Source organism: Acinetobacter sp. WC-743, assembly GCF_000335555.1.
Classification (GTDB): Bacteria; Pseudomonadota; Gammaproteobacteria; order Pseudomonadales; family Moraxellaceae; genus Acinetobacter; species Acinetobacter bereziniae.
Map to the genome: position 1 here is coordinate 1 of NZ_AMFQ01000035.1, position 335 is coordinate 335.

Genomic DNA, 335 nt, shown 5'->3' on the forward strand with positions numbered 1-335 from the left:
TGAGTATAATCCCTTAACCCAAAGACCCGCAGCTCATCCAATGCGAGCGAGAGTGGTTGGTCCAAGTGGAGAAGAAATCCATGTGGATGAATGGGGACGCATCAAGGTTCGCTTCCTCTTTACCCGCAATGAAGACCACAGTCACGATGGTGGCGCAGGCGCGAATAACAATGATACTGACTCAGCTTGGGTTGATGTACTCACGCCGTGGGCAGGCGAAGGTTATGGAGCTCGCTTCTTACCGAGGATTGGGGAGATTGTAGTCATCGACTTCTTTGATGGCAACATTGACAGACCATTCGTGGTGGGTCGAATCCATGAAGCGCAACGCAGTC

At 51.6% G+C, this 335-nt stretch carries 1 protein-coding gene; it reads left to right on the forward strand.

Annotation, left to right across the window (positions count from 1 at the left end):
* Positions 1-335, forward strand: a 335-nt coding sequence (locus tag ACINWC743_RS04875) for a phage baseplate assembly protein V (protein ID WP_009584597.1), incomplete at both ends; no start/stop codon positions are given.